This is a genomic window from Serratia proteamaculans (genome assembly GCF_949794035.1).
Classification (GTDB): domain Bacteria; phylum Pseudomonadota; class Gammaproteobacteria; order Enterobacterales; family Enterobacteriaceae; genus Serratia; species Serratia proteamaculans.
The window spans coordinates 4,611,335-4,628,000 of sequence record NZ_OX461105.1; the positions used below are offsets into that span (position 1 = coordinate 4,611,335).

At 55.4% G+C, this 16,666-nt stretch carries 13 protein-coding genes; 12 read left to right on the forward strand and 1 reads right to left on the reverse strand.

Annotated features, from left to right (window positions below):
- Positions 1-696: 696 nt before the first annotated feature.
- The 7 genes from QOT07_RS21420 to QOT07_RS21450 all read left to right on the forward strand — a co-directional run bounded on the left by QOT07_RS21420 (position 697) and on the right by QOT07_RS21450 (position 8,284).
- Positions 697-1,107 carry a GNAT family N-acetyltransferase gene (locus QOT07_RS21420; RefSeq protein ID WP_099063339.1) on the forward strand — a complete coding sequence of 137 codons (411 nt, stop codon included), beginning with the start codon at positions 697-699 and terminating at the stop codon, positions 1,105-1,107.
- Between the two features lie 25 nt (positions 1,108-1,132).
- A complete protein-coding gene (locus QOT07_RS21425) occupies positions 1,133-1,819 on the forward strand; it encodes a helix-turn-helix transcriptional regulator (RefSeq protein WP_207977494.1) in 687 nt (228 codons plus the stop codon).
- Between the two features lie 19 nt (positions 1,820-1,838).
- Positions 1,839-3,134: a cytosine permease gene (locus QOT07_RS21430; RefSeq protein ID WP_283603886.1), complete on the forward strand. Its 1,296-nt coding sequence runs from the start codon at positions 1,839-1,841 to the stop codon at positions 3,132-3,134.
- Positions 3,135-3,680: 546 nt separating this feature from the next.
- The gene (locus QOT07_RS21435; protein WP_099063336.1) at positions 3,681-4,295 is read left to right on the forward strand and encodes a helix-turn-helix domain-containing protein; all 615 of its coding nucleotides are present in this window, start codon (positions 3,681-3,683) and stop codon (positions 4,293-4,295) included.
- Positions 4,296-5,192, forward strand: coding sequence for a queuosine precursor transporter (locus QOT07_RS21440; RefSeq protein WP_085119196.1), 897 nt, complete (start codon positions 4,296-4,298; stop codon positions 5,190-5,192).
- Positions 5,170-6,012: an NADPH-dependent 7-cyano-7-deazaguanine reductase QueF gene (queF, locus tag QOT07_RS21445; protein ID WP_099063334.1), complete on the forward strand. Its 843-nt coding sequence runs from the start codon at positions 5,170-5,172 to the stop codon at positions 6,010-6,012. The genes QOT07_RS21440 and queF overlap by 23 nt, the downstream gene beginning before the upstream one ends.
- Positions 6,013-6,136: 124 nt before the next feature.
- Positions 6,137-8,284 carry a phosphocholine-specific phospholipase C gene (locus QOT07_RS21450; RefSeq protein ID WP_283603887.1) on the forward strand — a complete coding sequence of 716 codons (2,148 nt, stop codon included), beginning with the start codon at positions 6,137-6,139 and terminating at the stop codon, positions 8,282-8,284.
- Positions 8,285-8,340: 56 nt separating this feature from the next.
- Here QOT07_RS21450 and QOT07_RS21455 read toward each other — a convergent pair whose 3' ends face one another.
- Positions 8,341-9,237, reverse strand: a complete 897-nt coding sequence (locus QOT07_RS21455; RefSeq protein ID WP_099063404.1) for a LysR family transcriptional regulator — start codon at positions 9,235-9,237, stop codon at positions 8,341-8,343.
- 271 nt (positions 9,238-9,508) lie between these two features.
- Here QOT07_RS21455 and QOT07_RS21460 point away from each other — a divergent pair, with 271 nt between their 5' ends.
- From QOT07_RS21460 to QOT07_RS21480, 5 genes are all read left to right on the forward strand, one after another.
- Positions 9,509-10,825, forward strand: a complete 1,317-nt coding sequence (locus QOT07_RS21460; protein WP_283603888.1) for a M20 family metallo-hydrolase — start codon at positions 9,509-9,511, stop codon at positions 10,823-10,825.
- Positions 10,822-12,273, forward strand: a complete 1,452-nt coding sequence (locus QOT07_RS21465; protein ID WP_283603889.1) for a M20 family metallopeptidase — start codon at positions 10,822-10,824, stop codon at positions 12,271-12,273. The genes QOT07_RS21460 and QOT07_RS21465 overlap by 4 nt, the downstream gene beginning before the upstream one ends.
- 104 nt (positions 12,274-12,377) lie before the next feature.
- Complete coding sequence (gene abgT / locus QOT07_RS21470) at positions 12,378-13,904, forward strand: p-aminobenzoyl-glutamate transporter (protein WP_219016961.1); 1,527 nt, start codon at positions 12,378-12,380, stop codon at positions 13,902-13,904.
- A 164-nt stretch (positions 13,905-14,068) separates the two neighbouring features.
- Positions 14,069-14,998, forward strand: a complete 930-nt coding sequence (locus tag QOT07_RS21475; RefSeq protein ID WP_283603890.1) for an aminoimidazole riboside kinase — start codon at positions 14,069-14,071, stop codon at positions 14,996-14,998.
- A gap of 230 nt (positions 14,999-15,228) precedes the next feature.
- Complete coding sequence (locus QOT07_RS21480) at positions 15,229-16,638, forward strand: carbohydrate porin (protein WP_099063326.1); 1,410 nt, start codon at positions 15,229-15,231, stop codon at positions 16,636-16,638.
- The last annotated feature ends 28 nt before the right edge of the window (positions 16,639-16,666 follow it).

Sequence of the window (16,666 nt, forward strand, 5' to 3'; positions counted from 1 at the left end):
GTCTTAATTCACGATAGTGCACTGCTATTTTTTTGCATTAATCCAAAGCAGGTTCTATTACTAATAAGCCCCAAACCCTTCCATTATTAATAATAGGTTGCGTATCATGACTACAGATATGAATTTTAAGCTGGAGGGCGTGGCGGGAAAATCAAAGGATTAAATCACAGACCGTTCAGGCCCTGATGGATAAAACCGTGCAGGTTATTTTGAAATACGGTGAGTAGCATTTAGCCGTTGGTCTTCGCCCCGCATTAAAGCAAATGAATAACACCTGTCTCCCCTGCTCCCCCCTGACAAGCTGCCGGTAAAACCCAGCACTTTTTCGGCCGACGGCCGACGATGCCCATGGGCAGATTTGTGCACGGATCCATCAGAAGGCTGAACGTGGCGGCTCCCCTTTGGCAAGTTAGCTTGCTCTACCGGTGGAGCCTGAAGGACTAAAGTATTTCCTGGATGAGGCCCTGGTGAGGCACAATAGGAAGATATTGACTGAGCAAGGCTGACCGCTATTTATTACCGCGTATTACGCTATTTTCCAGCCTCGTCACAGTTAATATAAACGCTTGGCCCCCTGACGGGAACGGGTGAAAACCACCCTTGTAATACATTACGAAAAGTGATAGTTAAACCCGTTGGCATGCATCAATTTGATTGTGCGAACTAATTATTATCACAGGGAATTATATTATATCCATGAAAATAAATATTACCGACCAGCCAAATCCGCAAGACGAAGAGTTCGTTATTGACAGCCTTTGGGGTCACAACGAAAAAACCGAACACGTTGATATCCACCCTCTGTTCCTGACCGTGACCGACGATGAAGGTAAAATCGTTGCCGGCCTGGTGGCCAGAACCTGGTGGGGTGGGCTTGAAGTGCAGTATCTTTGGGTCAGCGACCAACATCGTAAAAGCGGCTATGGCCGTCAACTGATGCTCCAGGCCGAAGAAGAGGCCCTGAAGCGGGGTTGCCATATGGCCTATGTGGATACCTTCGACTTCCAGGCACGCGGCTTTTACGAAAAATTGGGCTATCAGGTGTACGGTAATTTAGGCGGCTATGCCAAGAAACACACCCGTCACTACCTGGCAAAAGAGATTTAACCCAGTTTTAATCGGTGAGGTCAGAATGGATTCGCCCGACAATAATGAATTTTATTTGAAAGGTCTGATTGCCATGATGGAGCACTTAAGTGAGCCATGGGGCATAAAGGATCTGGCATCCCGACATATTTACATGAACCGAGCCGCTTACCTCTATACCAACACACCGTTGAATTTTGATATAGCCGGTAAGCTCGACGACGAGTTCCCCGCCGACTGGGCCGAATGCGCGGCCGATTTTGTAGAACACGACAAAATGACGGAAGTCTCGCGCGATCGGGTTGCCGTAATAGAAACGCATTATTGGTACGGCAAAGACAGCCTGACGCCGTTTATCAGTGAAAAGCTGCCGATTTATAACGATAAAAAAGAAGTGTTTGGGGTGATGTGGAACGCCAAGCCACTAAATACCTTATCTCCACTTAACTATATCAATCATAAAAAACCCAGCGTCCTGACCACAGAAACCAACAGCGCTATTTTCACCCGAGCCGAACTTGATGTGATATTTTTAATGCTGCAACGGCTGTCGGTAAAAGAGATCGCCAAAATATACAATATCAGCAATAAAACCATAGAAAATAGAATATATAACATCTATCAGAAATCTGATGTCCACACACAGCAGCAGTTTGAAGAATTTTGCAAATATGCGCATCTGGACAATTACATTCCCGATCGCCTGATAGCTAAAGGCATTCAGTTTATTTAATAGCAAGGAATACCTCACCGTGATCAAAATTGAAGACTATCCGCTAACCCGGGTACCTCAGGATAAAAGAGTCTCGTTTTTAAGCGTCGCCATTGTGCATATGGGCATGCTGACCGCTCTGGATCAGTTTATGCTGGGTGCCGTATTGGGTCACTCGATGACGCTGTTCGATGCCTTCACCGCCATTTTCGTCGGCAGTCTGATCTTTGGCGTAGTGACCTACGGCCTCGGGCTGGCGGGCATGCGCGAAGGGATCTCCGGCAGCCTGCTGGCCCGCTGGTGCGGCTTTGGTCGACTGGGATCGGTGCTGATTGGTGTGGTGGTGGCCGTCAGCCTGCTGGGCTGGTTTGGCATACAGAACGCCATCTTCGCCAAGTCGCTGGATTTCGCTCTGGGGAACAAGTTGGGCTTTGGCCTGGCGGCCGGTCTGTCCGGTACCCTGCTGACCATTCTGGTGGCCTTTGGCTTCAAAGCATTGCGCATAGCCGCCCGGATTGCGGTGCCGATGTTTATTATGCTGGTGGCTTATATCTCTTACATCACCCTCACCGGCCATAATCTGCCGGAGATTATCCAAATGATGCCGCCTGGCGATCCGCTGTCGATCAGCGCCGGTATCACCATTGTGGTCGGCGGCGCCATTGTCGCCAGCCTGATGACCCCCGATCTGACGCGTTATTCCAAAAACGGCAAGCACGTGCTTGGTGTAACCCTTCTCACTATTGTCGCCGGGGAGTTCGTGGTTAACGGTCTGGCGCTGCTGATCGCCAAAACGCTTGGCACGGCGGATGTCGTCACCATTATGTCGCAAGTCGCCGGCGGTGCGGGCCTGCTGGTGGTGGTGTTCTCCACCTTAAGGGTGAATGACCTCAACCTGTACTCATCGTCACTGGGCATCGTCAATGCGGTTGAAGGCATGACCGGTAAAAGGCTGAAATACACCGCTACCACGCTGGTGGTTGGCGTTTTGGGCACCACGCTTTCGGTGCTGGGGATCCTCGACCGGTTTGTCGATTTCCTGACGGTGCTGGGCGTGGTGTTCCCGCCAATTATCGGCGTGATGCTGGTGGATTATTATTTGCTGCGCACTCACCGTAAAATTCTGGATGAGAGCCGCCGGGAAGGCAAACTACCCGATCAGACGCCGACCATTGGCTGGGCGGCTATCATCGCCAGCATTGCCGGTAGCATCGTCGGGTTAGTGACCGAGTGGGGCGTGCCGACCATCAACTCATTGCTGGCCGCCAGCCTGTTGTATTGGCTATTCAAGTTGGCGCTAAATCGCGCTCAGAAACCGGCCCCAGTACAAGGCTGAGCCGATCGCTAGCGGCAAAATGTCATCGCCACTCTCCAGCAACTGGGGAGTGGCAAAACAAGAAACTGGGGATCTGACGAACGGAAAGCGGTGGTTTTAAAGCTGAAGACGTAATTGGAATTCCCTGGTGTCGGTAGCTAAAACATCCTTTAATACCCAGAGAATGGAAACGCCTCCCTCCCTGAGCTTTTTATTATAGAAGTTGTCAGACAATCGTTTATTAACCGTTTTGACCGTCAAAAAACACTTCAGTATGCGTGAACAGTAGCTCACAAAAACCACTATGGTCAACACAAAAGTAGACACAAAACTCACTTTTGTGTCTACTTATTCGAACCTGTAACCTAAGCAGTTGATTTATATTTAATTACTTTTGATTTACATTTCATTCATCATAATAAAATCATCATTGGCCGTGATGCCGGGTAGTGAACATCCATTTTCAAAGAGTAATCAGCCGCTTACCGCCCCTCTTGTGGTGTCAGTTCTGGACAATACCGATGCGTGCGATATAGTGAAGCCGCCAGAATATTGTAAGGAATGCTTATGAAGACCACTAACGCCCAGCGCAAAAGTAACATCATTAAGAATATTGAATATCTGATGCGCACCCGTGGCGAAACCAAGGCATCCTTCTCTAGTCGTACTGGCCTGACACGAACCACTATCTACAAGATCCTCGACGGACGGGTCAACAACGTGCAGCAGGCCACCGTTAATCGGATTTCAGATTTCTTTGGGGTTTCCTGCGAAGAGATCGAAGACTATGATTTGGAAAAGCTGGAACTGCTCAACGAGACGCTGTCCACCGAAGGCAATAAAAACCCTTCAGCGATCCCTGTTATTCCGCAGTCCTGTTTTTTAGCGGCTACCGGCAAGAAGATCGGCCAACTGGTCACCGAATTCCCTTTGACTTATTTCTTCGGCGATGAGTCAAATATGGTAGCAATGAGAATAGAGACCGAAATAAAAGGTTCATTTATTCCAGGCGAGGTGATTATTATAAAACGCCCGCCGGTATTAGTTTGCGATTCGCCTTTATTGTATCACTCGGGAAAATACGGCTTCTTTGTGGTTAACGACAAAGAAGAAAGTAGCATGGAGAAAAATCATCAGGATACCGTGCAATTCCTGGGTTATATCTTTGGAGAAAGGCTATAAATGGAACCGAATCAAAAGTTCAAGCTATTGGGCTTTACCCGGCATGGCACTCTGGCTGCCAATGTCATGGTATTAGCCACCGGCAAAACCATTACCATGGGGCTGAATGAACTGGCCGACAGCGATATATCGGAAGATCTGAGTCGGCATGAACTGCAGGCGCTGTATCGAAAAATCTACGGTAACAATCAGCAGCAAACCGCCTATGAGCTCAGCGATCGTCATGAACGATCCTGGTACGCCTACCTGATCATTACCGTGGCGCTCAGCGTGATTTATATCTTCTCAACCCTGTGCGGCGTCAAACCGATTCAAATCCCCGCACTGAACCTGATCACGCCCCCGGCAATATTTATTTACCCTCTCACCTTTATCCTGGTGGATATTCTGAACGAGTTCTATGGCCTGCGGCTGGCCAGACGCACCATTATCATCTCGTTTATAGCCAACCTGATTTTCGTGCTGGGCGTTTGGGCGACCACGCTGGTACCGAGCATTCCCCAGTGGGAGTTCAGCAAGACTTATGACGGCATCGTTCACAGCATCATGGCGGTGTTGGTGGCTTCATCCGCGGCCTATTTAATCTCCGAGAACGTCAACTCCTACCTGCTGTGCAAAATCAAGGAACTGACCAACTCTCGCTACCTGTTTGTGCGGGTGATCACCAGCACCGTGGTGGCCTCGGCCATCGACAGCGTGGTGTTCTGTACCCTGGCGTTCTACAACGTGCTGAGCTGGGACATCATCAAAACCATGATCCTGTCGCAGTTCCTGATCAAGGTGGTCTACGCCCTGGTCGGCGTTGGGCCGATTTACGCCGCCCGCAGCCTGTTTAACCGTTATATCAATACCGATCTTGCAAGGAGCAATGAATATGCATATCAAAAAACAAGATAAAATCACCCATCTTGGCGCCAACTCCGATTACCCGGACCAGTATGCTCCCGAGTTGCTCGAAGCCCTGCCGCGCGCTCGCGGCCGTGATCTGATCGGCGTAGATGAACAGCAGCTGCCATTCCACGGCTATGATCTATGGACCGCCTTCGAGCTGTCCTGGCTCAACGCCAAAGGCAAGCCGGTGGTCGGTATTGGTGAGTTCACCCTGCCCCATTCCTCCACCAACCTGATCGAGTCCAAGTCATTCAAGCTGTATCTCAACAGCTTTAACCAGACGCGCTTCGACAGCGTGGAACAGGTCAGTGCCGCGATGCAAAAAGATCTGTCGCAGGCCGCCAACGGTCAGGTCGGGGTGAAGCTGTATCCGGGATTAGACGGTTATTCATCGCAGATCGACAGCCTTCCGGGCATCAATATTGACGATCTGGATATCGCCGTGGATGACTTTGACTTCAAACCGGAATATCTGGACGGTGCCGCCAGCGAACAGGCGGAAACGGTAACGGAGACACTGTCCTCCAACCTGCTGAAATCCAATTGTCTGGTCACCAACCAGCCGGACTGGGGCAGCGTAGTGATCCACTATCAGGGCCGGAAAATCGATCGCGAACGCCTGCTGCGCTACCTGATCTCCTTCCGTCAGCATAATGAGTTCCACGAGCAGTGTGTCGAACGCATTTTTAACGACATCAAGCAAAGCTGCCGACCGGAAAAACTCAGCGTGTTCGCCCGCTACACCCGTCGTGGCGGCCTGGACATCAACCCGTTCCGCAGCGATTTCGAAACGGCACCGACCCTCGGCCGCTTGATCAGGCAATAATCGCTCGACCTGTCATGCCCCCGCCCGGGGGCATTATTTTCCCCCGTTCATCTCCTTGTTATTTTTCGCCATTACCGTCGTTAACAACTATCTTCAAAATAACCCTTAGGGAGATTAACGACGCATGCCTGACTTTTCGCGCAGAGAAATACTGCGGGCTGCCGCCATAGGATCGGCCTTTACACTGTTACCCGCCTCGATCCGCAAAGCGCTGGCAATCCCCGCCAATAACCGCACCGGCACGATTAACGATGTCGAACACGTGGTGATCCTGATGCAGGAAAACCGCTCCTTCGACCACTACTTCGGCACCCTGCCCGGCGTGCGTGGCTTTAGCGATCGCTTCACCATTCCCTTGCCCGGCGACCGTCACGTCTGGCAGCAGCAAGGGGAACAGCGGCTGGTGTTCCCTTACCATCTGGACAGCAAGCGCGGCAACGCCCAGCGGGTTAGCGGCACGCCGCATTCGTGGGTCGATGAGCAATCCGCCTGGGACAGCGGCCGCATGAGCGCCTGGCCGACCTACAAAACGCCCACCTCGATGGGGTATTACCGTCGGCACGAACTGCCGTTCCAGTTTGCGCTGGCCGAAACCTTCACCCTGTGCGACGCCTATCATTGCTCGATCCACGCCGGTACCAATACCAACCGCCTGTTCCACTGGACCGGCACCAACGGCCCGACGGCGGCCGGGGTCGCGGTAGTGGTCAACGAGTGGGACAGCCCCGGTCCGGTTGAGATCGGCTACCAATGGCAGACCTATCCGGAACGACTGGAAGCCAGCGGCGTCAGTTGGAAGGTCTATCAATTTTTGCCGGATAACTTCACCGATAACCCGCTGGCGGGTTTCCGCCAGTACCGCGCCGCCAGCGTTAAGGTCGGCAACCCGGCGCAGCCACCGAAAGATTTCACCGCCTTTGTGCCTTACCGCGATGAGCTCAATGCCGATGCGCCGCTGTATAAGGGCAATGGCAACACGCTACCGGCCGCCGACGGCAACGATTTGGACGCGATGCTGGCCGGTTTCCGCCACGACGTACAGCAGGGTAAACTGCCGCAGGTGAGCTGGATCATCGCTCCGGCGGCCTACTCGGAACATCCCGGCCCTTCCAGCCCGGTGCAGGGCGGCTGGTTTACCCAGGAGATCCTCAACGCGCTGACGGATAACCCCGAGGTGTGGAGCAAAACCGTACTGCTGGTTAATTACGACGAGAACGACGGCTTCTTCGATCATATGCCTTCTCCTTCTGCGCCGTCATTACGTGAAGACGGCAACTTCGCCGGTAAATCGACGGTGCCGTTCGACAGTGAAATCTTCCAGCACGTCGCCCCACCCGGTTCACAGGAGCAACCGCCGCCGGACGGCCGTATCTATGGCCCCGGCCCACGGGTACCGATGCTGGTGCTGTCCCCCTGGAGCCGTGGCGGCTGGGTCAATTCACAGGTCTTCGACCACACATCGGTACTGCAATTTTTGGAGCAACGTTTCCAGGTGCATGAACCGAACATCAGCGCCTGGCGACGGGCGGTATGTGGCGATCTCACTTCGGCATTCAACTTTGTCGATCCCAACAACGAAACCCTGCCCAGCCTGCCGGCCACCAGCCGCCACGCCGCCGACAGTCTACGCCAGCGGCAGGAACAGTTGCCGCAAGTGCCCTTGCCAGCGGTGGATCGCCAGCAGTTGCCGCACCAGTCCCGGCTGGCACGCCCGTCGCGTGCATTGCCTTACCAACTTCACGTTGAGGCCACCGCTTCCCCCGAACAAAAGAGGCTGACGCTCAACCTGTTTAATACTGGCGAACAAGGCGCGGTATTTCATGTTTATGACCGACTGAATCTGGATCAGATCCCACGGCGCTATACCGTCGAGGCTGGTAAGGCCGTCAGTGATAACTGGCCGACGGAGGACAAGTACCACCTGTGGTTACTGGGCCCCAACGGTTTTCATCGTGAACTGCGTGGCAGCGTTCAGCAGCCACAGCCAGAAGTGCGGCTAGCCCCGCAGGGTGACCGCCTGTCGCTAACCCTGACTAACCCCGGCAGTCAGGCGACAACGGTGACCATCTCCCGCTGCTTCTATACGCAAAACGGCCCCTGGCAGATTGAACTGCCGGCGGGTGGCCGCCACCAGCAAGCCTTTGACGCCAAAGTCAGCGGGGGTTGGTACGATCTTTCATTACAAGACTCACAGGGCTGGCTGCGCCGCTTGGCGGGGCATCTGGAGAACGGCGACCACAGCGTCAGCGATCCGCTGATGGGCAAAGCTTAAGATATCCGCACTGGGGTGTTCAAAGGAGGGAGATGCCCTGCAACGGGGCATCTTTTTCACCGGCAGTGCAACCGGAACAGGCGCGCCAGGTGCGCGCCCATCGGCGTCAGCGTGGTGTCCTTGCGCTGGATCAGATAGAACGTCGCCTTGGGCAGGCTCTCCTCCAGCGCCAGCGGCACCAGATGCTTCCCCAGTATCGGATCGGAGATCACATCCACCGACAAAATGCTGACAAAATCGCTCTGCGCCACCAGGCTGGTACAGGCCATAAAGGTTTCACAGGTGACGCTGATCGACGGTGCCATCCCCAAATCCCCGAACAAATCGTGCAACAAGCGGTAATAGCTGCCCTTTGGCGTCGGCATGGTCCAGTCACAGTGCTGCAGTTGCTTGAGTGACGTCGCCCCCTCCATCGGATGCCCCTTGCGCACCACCACCTTGTACTCTTTTTCCATCAGTCGTTCGTACTGCAACTCATTATCCAGGCTGCTGGGGTAATAGGTATTGACGGTGAAATCCAGCTCGCCCTGGCGCAGCTCCGGGATCATCGACACCAGTTGCCCTTCAACAATCCGCACTTTGACCTTCGGGTATTCGCGGTGGAACTGATTGATGACCTGCGGCATCACGGTGCGCGCAATGCTGCCACCGACGCCAATATTCACCGAGCCGCCCGCCAACCCCAGCCGCTGCTGGATATCCTCCTGCGCCACCCGCAGCTCTTCGAGGATCAGGCTGGCATGCTGGAAAAAGTTATCGCCGCAGTCAGTCAGCACCACTCCCTGGCTACGGCGGACAAACAGCTTGGCCCCCAGCACCGCCTCCAGTTCCTGAATCGATTTGGTCAGCGCCGGCTGGGAAAGTTGCGAAGTCCGGCTGGCGGCGCGGATGCTGCCCTGGCGACTGACTTCTACAAACGCACGTAATTGGTGCAATTTTATTGAGGCGGGCATAGGCGAATGGCGATAACCGTTGTTTATCAATAGCAAGATATTGGCATCTTATTTAGCCTGATTCCATTGTGTACATTCGAAAAAAACATAATAAATAACCAAATTCTTATTTCGCTTAATTAAACGCATTTTCTGCGCCGATAAGCGCATTTCACGGCAGTTAGTCGCTAAATACGTCATTTTCATTCCATGGCTTCATCGTCTGATTTCAGTTCAGCGCACCACTGCTGCCCGGCGTTTACCCGGGCGCGATAACTTATGAGATATCCCAATGAATAATCCGCTTTCGATGTTGGTGTCCGATTTGTCCCCGCAGTTGCAGGCCTGGCGCCGCGATTTTCACCGCTATGCCGAGTCCGGCTGGTTTGAGTTCCGCACCGCTACCCTGGTGGCAGAAGAACTGGATCGGCTCGGCTACCGCCTGCAACTGGGGCGCGAAGTGATTAACGCCGATGCCCGCATGGGGCTGCCCTCGGCCGAGGCCCTGCAGGCACAAGAGCAGCGCGCCCGCGAACAGGGCGCACTGGAGAAGTGGTTGCCGCACTTTTCCGGTGGCTTCGCCGGTATTGTCGCCACGCTGGACACCGGCCGCCCCGGGCCGGTGATCGCCTATCGCGTCGACATGGACGCGCTCGATCTCAACGAAAAGCTACAGCCGGATCACCTGCCGTTCCGCGAAGGCTTCGCCTCCTGCAACAGCGGCATGATGCATGCATGCGGTCATGACGGCCACACCACCATTGGGCTGGGGCTGGCGCGGGTATTCAAGAGCCTGGAGCCACAGCTCACCGGCACCATCAAGCTGATTTTCCAACCGGCAGAAGAAGGCACCCGTGGCGCGAAATCCATGGTGGAAGCCGGCGTGGTGGACGACGTTGATTTCTTCACCGCCGTGCACATTGGCACTGGGGTAGCGGCCGGTGAGTTGGTGTGCGGCAGCGACAGCTTTATGGCCACCAGCAAACTGGACGTCACCTACCGCGGCGTAGCCTCTCACGCCGGGGCCAAACCGGAGGATGGCCGTAATGCCCTGCTGGCGGCAGCGCAGGCTACAGTGGGACTGTACGCCATCCCACGCCACAGCGAAGGCAGCTCACGCATCAACGTCGGCGTATTGCAGGCCGGAACCGGCCGCAACGTGATTGCCGATCGGGCATTTATGAAGGTGGAAACCCGCGGGGCCACCAACACCATCAACGAATTTGTTTACCAGCAGGCGCTGAACGTGATCGAAGGCGCGGCCAAAATGCACGGAGTGGAATACGACATCGCCCTGATGGGCGCGGCGCAGAGCAGTAAACCGACCCAGCCTTGGGTGGACTACATTCACCGCCAGGCACAGGAGATTGCCGAACTGACTTCGGTGGTTGATCGCCGCGAGCAGGCCGCCGGTTCAGAAGATGCCACTTACATGATGGAACGGGTGAAATCCCACGGCGGGCAGGCCTCTTACGTGATTTTCGGTACCGAACTGAGCGCCGGACACCACAACGAGAAGTTTGATTTTAACGAACAGGTGCTGGCGGTAGCGGTAAAAACGCTGGCGTCGCTGGCACTCAACCTGCCGACCTTTGGGAGCAAAGCATGAGTAACCCGCAGCTGCTGACGTTTATCAATCAGTACATTGACCAACACCAGCCACGCTTTAGCGCACTGAGTGACAGCATCTGGGATCACCCGGAGACGCGCTTTACCGAAACCTATTCCGCCAATCTGCTGGCCGACGCGCTGGAGCAGGAAGGCTTTACCCTTGAACGCAGCGTTGGCGGCATCGAAACCGCGTTTATCGCCAGCTACGGCAGCGGCCAGCCGGTGATCGCCCTGCTGGGTGAATATGACGCCCTCGCCGGACTGAGCCAACAGGCGGGTTGTGCCACGCCGCAGCCGCTGGTGGAAAACGGCAACGGCCACGGCTGCGGCCACAATCTGCTGGGCACCGCCGCGCTGGCTGGGGCATTCGCGGTGAAGGCCTGGATGCAGCAACAGCACCTGACCGGCACCGTCCGTTTCTACGGTTGCCCCGGTGAAGAAGGCGGTTCCGGCAAAACCTTTATGGTGCGTGAAGGGCTGTTCGATGACGTCGACGCCGCCCTCACCTGGCACCCGGAAGGCTTCAGCGGCATGTTCAATACCAGCACCCTGGCCAACATCCAGGCGGCGTTTCAGTTCAAGGGGATTGCCGCTCATGCCGCCAACTCACCGCACCTGGGCCGCAGTGCGTTGGATGCGGTGACGCTAATGAATACCGGTGCCAATTTCCTGCGCGAGCACATCGTGCAGGAAGCGCGGCTGCATTATGCCGTCACCAATACCGGCGGCAGTTCACCCAACGTGGTACAGGCCGACGCCGAAGTGCTGTACCTGATCCGCGCGCCGCAGCTCGATCAGGCGCAGGATATTTACCAACGGGTGATCAACATCGCCAAGGGTGCGGCGCTGATGACCGATACCCAGATGACGGTGCGTTTCGACAAGGCTTGCTCCAACTACGTACCAAACCGCAGCATGGAACAGGTGATGTATCGCTATGTCTGCGACTTCGGCCTGCCGGAGTACAGTGAGGCAGAACGCAAATTCGCCGGCGAGATCCGCCAAACGCTGAATAAAGACGAGCTGCGTAATGCCAGGCTGAATGTCGCCCGCACCGGCGGCGCAGCCGGGCGCGAATGGGTACAGCAGTTGGGTGACAAGGTGTTGATGGACGAGGTCGCCCCTTATGTGGCATCGGAAGATCTGCTGTACGGCTCTACCGACGTCGGCGATGTCAGTTGGGTCGCGCCGACCGCCCAGTGCTTCAGTCCGTGCTTCGCCTTCGGTACGCCGCTGCACACCTGGCAACTGGTGGCACAGGGACGTACTTCGATCGCCCACAAAGGCATGTGCCTGGCAGGCAAGGTGATGGCGGCCACCGCCGTCGAACTGCTGAGCGACAGCGCCCTGTTGGCGGACTGCCGCCGTGAGTTCGAACGCCAGCGTGCCGAACAGCCTTATAGCTGCCCGATCCCCAAAGACATCAAGCCTTCACCGTTAAAGTAATCACCAGGCTACAAAGGCCTGGGAAACCGGGCCAGTCATAATAATTATAATTAAATCAAATAATAAAAAATAAACACAACAGGACAAACACAGAGGGTAAGACAATGAGTGAGGTCACAACGTCAGCCGATAAAAGCCCTGGTCGCGTTTTTTACTGGGTAGAACGCATCGGGAATAAAATCCCCAATCCATTTTTGCTGTTCGTCTATTTAATCGTTGTTTTAATGCTGGCCACCGCACTGTTCTCCTGGCTTGGCGTGGCGGTGAAAAGCCCGGCCACCGGCGAGTTGATCAAGGTGAATAACCTGATGAGCGTGGCGGGCATGCAGTGGATCTTCCCGAATATCATTCATAACTTCAGCAGTTTTGCCCCGCTGGGCGCGATTTTGGCGCTGGTGATCGGCGCCGGGCTGGCTGAGAAGGTTGGGCTGCTGCAGGCGTTGATGTACAAGATGGCCTCACGCGTTAGCGCCCGCTATGCCAGCTACCTGGTGCTGTTTATCGCCTTTTTCAGTCATATTTCTTCCGACGCCGCACTGGTAGTGATGCCGCCGCTCGGTGCGCTGATGTTTCTGGCGGTTGGCCGCAACCCGATAGCCGGGCTGCTGGCCGCTATCGCAGGGGTTGCCTCCGGTTTTACCGCCAACCTGCTGATCGTCACCACCGACGTACTGCTTTCCGGCATCAGTACCGAGGCCACCAAGGCAGTGGACGCCGCCGTTCACGTCAGCGTGATCGACAACTGGTACTTTATGGCCACTTCGGTGGTGGTACTGACCATCACCGGTGCGCTGTTGACCGATAAGTTTATCGAACCCCGCCTGCCAAAATGGCAGGGCAACGCCGAGGACAAAATTGAGGCGCTGACCCCGCTGCAAAATCGTGGGCTGATGATGAGCGGCATTGCCGCACTGGTGTTTATCGCGATTATCGCCGCCCTGGTGGTGCCGGAGGCCGCTCCGCTGCGCGATCCAAAAACCGGCTCGGTGATCCCATCGCCGTTTATTAAAGGCATTGTGCCGATCATCATCCTGTTCTTCTTCACCGTCGGCATTACCTACGGCGTGGTCACCAAACAGATCCGGCGACCGGACGATATCCCCCACCACCTGATAGAACCGATGAAAAGCATGGCCGGCTTTATCGTTATGGTGTTCCCGCTGTCGCAGTTCGTGGCGTTCTTTAACTGGAGCAACATGGGCAAGTTTATGGCCATCGGCCTGACCGATATGCTGGAGGCCGCCGGCATGAGCGGCGCTCCGGCGTTTCTGGGCCTGATGTTCCTCTCTGCCTTCCTGTGCATGTTTATCGCCAGCGGCTCTGCCATCTGGTCGATTCTGGCGCCGATCTTTGTGCCGATGTTTATGCTGTTGGGCTTCCATCCGGCGTTCGCCCAGATGATTTTCCGCATCGCCGACTCTTCGGTGCTGCCGCTGGCACCGATGTCGCCCTTCCTGCCGTTGTTCCTCGGCTTCCTCCAGCGTTACCGCAAAGATGCCCAGCTCGGCACCTATTACGTGCTGATCCTGCCGTATCCGTTGGTGTTCTTTGCCGTGTGGATTTTGCTGTTGCTGGCGTGGTACGCACTCGGCCTGCCGATTGGCCCAGGCGTCTATCCGAAGATGGGGTAAGTCCGCTGAACCCGCTCTGAGTAACGCCAGGGCGGGTATTCCTTTCTGTATTTCGCTCTCCTCTCTCCCGTCTATTCACCGCTCAACAGATTATTATATTGCTTTGCTAAACCGGTTCTTCTATTTTAGCTCGTCATCTGAGACCGCTGAAAACAGGATTGAACATGGCTAATCGAGTATGGGTATTGGGTGACGCAGTTGTCGATCTGGTTCCTGAAAATTCAAACAGTTACCTTAAGTGTCCCGGTGGTGCGCCCGCCAATGTGGCGGTCGGCATCGCCCGTCTGGGTGGCGACAGCGCCTTTATCGGCCGGGTAGGCAAGGACAGCTTCGGGGCCTTCCTGCTGCGGGTATTGAGAGAAGAACGAGTAGACATCGACCACCTGTCACAGGACCCCGACTACCACACCTCCACCGTGGTAGTGGACCTCGATCTGATGGGGGAACGCTCTTTTACCTTCATGGTGAACCCGAGTGCCGATCTGTTCCTGCAACCTGAGGATCTGCCTGATTTCAAAGCGGATGAGTGGCTGCACGTCTGCTCTATCGCCCTGTCACAGGAGCCGAGCCGCAGCACCACCTTCACCGCGATGGAGAACATCAAGGCGGCCGGAGGCTGGGTCAGTTTTGACCCTAATATCCGTGAAGACGTCTGGCGCCAGCCGGAAGCGCTGCGCCCCTGCCTGCAAAAAGCGCTGCTGCTGGCGGACGTGGTGAAAATTTCGCTGGAAGAACTGAGTTTTATCAGCAATATCGGTGAGTTAGAGAGCGGCATCGATTGGATGATGCAGCGCTACCCGCTGCGTTTGTTGCTGGTGACATTGGGTGGTGACGGCGTCTGCGTACATGACGGCAAGCAGATCCGCCATTTCCGCGCCCCTTCAATCACCCCGGTCGATACCACCGGGGCGGGCGACGCCTTTGTCGCTGGTCTATTGGCCGCGCTGGCTCATCTCGGCGCTTTGCCGCAGGAAGCTCAGTGGCCTGCGGTGATCGCCCAAGCCCAGGCCTGCGGTGCACTGGCCACCACCGCCAAAGGTGCGATGACCGCCCTGCCGCATGCCGACGAGTTGCAGGACTTCCTGCAGCGCTAACCGGATAAGTGTGAATTCTGACCCAATGCCATCGCTTAAGAGATTGGCATTGGGTGCCAGTCTCATCCCTGGCATCTCCAGTCGGTATTTTGCGGGCTCGATCACAATAGCTGAATCGGGTTAGCAAACTTGATTGCCAGCCACCGTTCAACTCACTATCTTTCATCCTGAAAAACCGGTTTAGCAATTTAGCAAAAAATAATAACAACCTTCCCGGATGATAGAAAATCATGAAAAAACTTAGCTATCTGGCCATCACTACAGGGCTCCTTATCTCCACCTCTGCGGCGGCGTCAGGCGCCAATACCAGTATCGAAGCGCGTCTGAATGCGCTGGAGCAACGACTGCAACAGGCCGAACAACGTGCGACTCAGGCTGAGACGCGTGCCACGGTGGCAGAACGCCGGGCACAACAGCTAGAACAGCGCACTGCCAACACCGAGCGACAAACCGTTCAGGTGGCCCAGCGCACCGCGACGCTGGAAACCCACGCCGCACCGGCCGGCAAACTGCAACTCACCGGATTAACCGACCTGAAACTGTATGGCGACGTCGAGTTCAACCTGGACGGCGCCAGCCGCAGCGGCCAGCTCACCTCACTGAAAAGCAGCGACAACAAGGACTGGAAGCCCGGTAACAAAGAGCGTTGGGATATCAACGGCCGTATTCTGGTCGGTGTGGACGGCTACCGACGCAATCCGGACGGCAATTTCTCCGGCTTCAGCGTGCAACCGCTGGCCGACATGACCGGAAAAATGAACCTCGACGATGCCGCCTTCTTCTTCGGTAACGAAAAGAACTGGCAGACCAAGATTGGCCGGTTTGAAGCCTACGACATGTTCCCGCTCAATCAGGACACCTTCATCCAGTATTCCGGCAATACCGCCAACGATCTGTATGCCGATGGCTTCGGCTATATCTACATGATGAAAGAAGGCCGTGGCCGTAGCAGCAGCGGCGGCAACCTGATGCTGAGCAAGTACGCCGGTGACTTCTACTTCGAGCTGAATACGCTGGTGGAAGACGGCACCTCACTGTTCCAGGAGGAGGCCTACCACGGCAACAGCCTGGATAATAAGAAAAATGTCGCCTACCTGCGGCCGGTGATCGCCTGGAAAAAAGACCAGCTCAGCGCGGCGGTCGCGATGGAAAGCAACGTGGTCAACAATGCTTATGGCTATCACGACAGCCAGGGGCAATTTGTCGACCAGTCTAAACGTAACGGCTACGGCATGACCCTCAGTTGGAACAACACCGCCGCCAATCCGGACAACGGCGTGGTCGCCAACCTAAGCAGCGCCTACCTGGACGCCTCGGGTGAGCAGGACTTTACCGCCGGCATCAACGTCCTGTGGCGCCGCTTTGAAGTGGGTTATATCTACGCCCACAACAATATCCAAGAGTTCAACACCACTGGGATGAGTGCCGATATCAGCAACCCGCTCAGCGAGCCGGGCAAATATGACATTCATACCATTCATACTTCGTACCAAATACCAAACATCATGAATATGAAGAACTTCAATCTGTATCTTGGCGCCTACGTCTCAATGCTGGAGGCCAACGCCGAGAACAAGATAGCCAATGCCAGCGACGATCAGCGCTACGGCGTGCGTGCCAGATTCAAGTACTTCTTCTGACGCTAATTAGCTGATTTCCGCCGCGAAA